This is a genomic window from Aquiflexum sp. (assembly GCF_977115555.1).
In genome coordinates this window covers 1-4,456 of the sequence record NZ_CDSBKL010000345.1, presented here as the reverse complement: position 1 = coordinate 4,456, position 4,456 = coordinate 1, and the positions used below count along the sequence as shown (strand labels likewise).

General features: G+C 38.7%; 3 protein-coding genes. 1 reads left to right on the top strand and 2 read right to left on the bottom strand.

Features of this window, described 5'->3' with window-relative positions:
* A partial coding sequence (locus tag ACZFYI_RS16305; RefSeq protein ID WP_462525190.1) for a hypothetical protein occupies positions 1–208 on the top strand: 208 nt, incomplete at its 5' end.
* A 73-nt stretch (positions 209–281) separates the two neighbouring features.
* Here ACZFYI_RS16305 and ACZFYI_RS16300 read toward each other — a convergent pair.
* Complete coding sequence (locus ACZFYI_RS16300) at positions 282–2,738, bottom strand: GumC family protein (protein ID WP_462525189.1); 2,457 nt, start codon at positions 2,736–2,738, stop codon at positions 282–284.
* Positions 2,735–3,556, bottom strand: coding sequence for a polysaccharide biosynthesis/export family protein (locus ACZFYI_RS16295; RefSeq protein WP_462525188.1), 822 nt, complete (start codon positions 3,554–3,556; stop codon positions 2,735–2,737). Before ACZFYI_RS16295 ends, ACZFYI_RS16300 begins: the two co-directional genes overlap by 4 nt.
* Between the last annotated feature and the right edge of the window lie 900 nt (positions 3,557–4,456).

Here is a 4,456-nt window from a genome sequence, read left to right as displayed (position 1 = left end):
AAGACTTAGAATGATAATCAAAAATCCAAGTTTGCAGTCCCTACAACCCGAAAACGCGAAGCAGACAACCAAAAAATCCAGTTTCCAGTCTCCGTTTTCAGTGTGCAGTCCCGACAGCCCGACAACGCGAAGCAGACAACCTCTAGAACAAAGTATCATGTACCAAGTACCAAGTCCCCAACCCGACAACGCGAAGCAGATAACATGACAACGCGAAGCTGACAACCATTAAAACAACTAGAACAATTACAACCAAGAATTCCAGTCTCTAGCGCCCCCTCCTACACCCTAAACTTGGCAAAAAACTTATCCAGCCACATAGAAGGCTTCTTTTCATCCTCGGAATCTTCGTAATAGTTTCCGGTTACTTTGTTTTTCTTCATATAAGAATAATTATAGCCATAGCCATAATTGTAACCTCCAAAATCATAAACATCTCCTCCTGCTCGAATTCCATTAAATACGGCATAGAAATCCCTCACCTGATCATTGGCATATAGGTCATTGATCATTAAAAGGTACCTCTTATGGGTATAATCCTGACGGATGATATATAGATTAACATCTGAAAGACGCAATAAATCAGTCGTCCCAGACAACAATCCAATTGGAGGCGTGTCCATGACCACCACATCAAACTCACCTTCCAGATAATTGAAGAACTCCGCCATTCTATCCTTTAATAACAATTCAGCAGGATTGGGAGGAATCGGTCCTGAAGGAACGATATACAGATTATCGTATTTGGTAGGGATGACAATCTCTTCTTGGGTAGACCTGTCCACCAAATAGGAGGATAATCCCACTTTATTACTCACGCCTACATAATCTGCGATTTTAGGTTTTCTAAGATCCATCCCGAGCAGAACAGTTTTCTTGCCGCTCAACGCCATAGCAGCGGCTAGGTTGAGGCTGACAAAAGTCTTCCCTTCACCGGAAACCGACGAAGTGACCAATATTTTTTTGCATTTCTTCTCACTCGCGATATAAAAAAGTGCTGACCTCAAAGACCTGAAGGACTCTGACACCAGTGCCTTGGGATGTTCGGCCACAATCATATTCGTCTCTTTGCTACTCAAGCCAATGGTTCCCAACAAGGGAATCCGAAGAGAACCTTTGAGTTGGATCTGATCCATGATCCTATTGTTGAGGTAATGAAAAGCAAGTAAAATCAATAAAGGAATGAAAAAACCCAAACCAAAGGCAAATCCATAATTCTGAGTTCTCTTGGGAAAAATCAAACTTCCCATACGCGCATAATCCAAGACTGAATTGTCGGAGACATTAGAGGCCTTGGCAATTCCAGCCTCTGCTCTTTTTTCCAGAAGGTAATTGTAAAGGTTTTCTCTGAGCTTAAACTGCCGTAAGATCTTCGTATAATCTGATTCTGTCTGAGGCAATTTGGCAAACTTACTGTCCATTTGCTCCATCTTCTTCTGGGCCTCTGCTTTTCTGCGTTCAGTATTGATAACTAGGTTGTTGATATTTTCAAAAATATTCTCCCGCAACTTGCTGATCTGTTCATCCAATACAATCACGTTTGGATGGTTTTCATTGACTACTGCCAAGAGTTTCCTCCTTTCCATAGAAACTTGTACCAAACTTTGGATCAGTCCATTCAAAAAACCGTCACTCAATCCCACTATCGAGGGGGCAATAATATCCCCGTAATCCATGGTCTTGGTACTAAGATAGGCCTGAAGGGATTGGTAATAACTCAATTCAAAATCAATATTCTGGATCATCCCCTCCAAAGCCTGAATATTCCCCAAAACCCCACCAAATTCGGAGTTGACATCCATCAGCTTATTTTCAACCTTAAAATTGAGCATAGAGCTCTCCACCATCTTCAAAGTATCTTCCAAGATGTGCATTTGGTCATCTATAAACCTCAGGGTATTTTCAGTAATCCGATTTTTTTCCTTCAGGTCAAATTCAATGTAGGAATCCATCAGCGCATTGACATAATCCCGGCCTTTCTCCACGACTTGGGATACCATGGACACCTGCAAAACCGTACCTAAATTATTGATCGGCCTCACGGTAACTGCCCTGGCATAATTGTCCAAAACATCCACAGGATTATGGATGATGAAGTACAATTTATCCCCCACTTCCATCCCCTTAGTCTGATGGACCACAAACTTGGACCTCTCTGTTTGGATGGTTTCGCCAAACTTATAGGTTTTGTTCAGAATATCCGGATCCAATGGCCTATAATTTTTGGAATTGAAGAAATCAAAAAATGTTTTGTCCTCTTGGGTCAAGGTAAATTCAGAATCTGAAATCTTTGTAAGGTGAACAGTCCCCCCCTCTGACTGATGCACTGACCAATCTACCAAAACTTTGATGGGGGATTTGTCATACAATTCTACTTCCTTGATGTTGGTAGAGGCATAGTAACTCACCTCAAAATGAAGTTTTTTAAGCGCTTCTTCAGCCAGATTTTTGGAGGTGAAAAGCAGGATGTCATTCTCAAGGTTATTGCTGCCGGAGAAAATATTGGACCGATCCAAAATCCTCACTTCCGGGGAGTTTTTTGGTTTGATCAGCACACTACCCTGCACCTGATATTCTTCCACAGAATACCTATGAAACAGAAAAACCAAAACCAAAGCGATAAATATGCTAGTTGCATACAAAGGCCAATACCTTGAGTATTTGATCAAGTAATATTTGATGTCAATCGGCTTCGCTTCCTGCTCAAACTTTGAAATATCTACTTTGCCGTCAATCATATATTGCCTCTGATTAATGCGAAAATCAATAAAAGGGAAGTAGTCACAGAAATTATCAAGCTCAAAGACGAAGAGAAATTATCTGCATTTCCGATCTGTCTGATTTTCATAGGTTCTAGATACAAAATGTCATTGGGCTGGATAAAATAATAGGGAGATGCCAACAAGGCCCTGTCATTCAAATTGATCTGATGGATTTTTGTCCCCCCATCATATTGCCTGATCAAAAACAGTTTGTTTTTCCTTGCCAAAATATTGGATTCACCTGCCAAAGAGATGGCATCAAAAATCGTTGCCCGGTTTTTCATAATTACCATAGGCCCCCCACTGTTAAACTCACCCATTGCCGTAAATCGGATACCTCCTATCCTCAGTTTAACAAAAACCTCTTCTTTGAAATAAGCCCTGATTTCTTCTTGGACTTTGATTCTAGCTTCTTCTTCACTGAGTCCCGCTATTTTTAGCCGTCCGATTTTTGGCAAGAGAATATATCCCTCTTGGTCCAAAGAGTAACCCGTAAAATAAAAAATATCTCCTGCCCCGACACCTCCTCCCCCAGCAGCCACTCCTCCTCTAGCTGATCTTGAACCCTGAAACTCAAAAGCCTTAGTCAACTCCTCATTGGAGGAGGCAAAATCAATGTCCACAATATCAAATGGCTGAAGAATATACCTGTACTCCACTTCTGCAAAGGGAATAAACTCATCTAGGTCTATGGGTTCGTTTTCAGGGAGATTTTGTAGGTAAGTAATCCTTTTGTTGCTGATACAGGAAACTGCAAAAAGTAAGAAAACAATCCAAATGGTAAGGTGCTTCATAAATGCTAAGCGGGGTCGATAAGGATTCAAATATAAATAAATTAAGTAAATATGGGAATACATTGCAATGATTCATATAATTACTCAATTTATCCCCACCACCGAGTATTTTTTTTACTCAGCTTCAGGTAATTTTTTTGAATTTTATAAATAATCCTTCCAATTCTGATCCAAAAGTTTTCGGAGAACATAGTAAGAACCTTTCCACGATCCCAACCAAACTGGCAAGTAATCTCAAAATAAAATAATTAACAATGGTAAACAGGGCAAATTCACACCTCGTCCATGAAAAAAAGTAGGGTTAAAAAATCTTCTTTGGACAATCCCTACCTAGTTTAGAAATCTTTCGATAAAAAGTCAATGCGAAAAGTCGCTTAATCACCCGATTCAAAAATAGAAAAAGACCAAACAAAAAAAAATACCCTAATTAGGGTATTTTTTTAAATTCCATTAATAATTTTCTTTATTTTAAACTATTTATCCCACTTATATGACTTTATTGACATTCAATTATATTTTATTGATTACCATATGTTGCTCCTCAGTATAATTTTCAGAATTAATTTGTATTGATTTTTTATATCATTGCCAAAACTTATAACCAATCTGATCAATTACACTTTTTTACCGACAAATCTAAGGATTACCTATCCCAACTTCCATGCAAATCCTTTTAAATCAGACAAAGAAATATCCATCAATTTTAATTTAGGAGTAAACTTTGATACACCTTATATCAATGAATATCCAGTATCAAATAATATCATTCAAAGAACAATATGTGACAAAAAATAAGATTCTGATAGCCAATTCCTTATAAACCCATTTATTTACTCTCCCTTACCAACCTCGAAGTTTCTTTCATATTCAATGAATCCATACCAAATTCTTCCCTAAGTC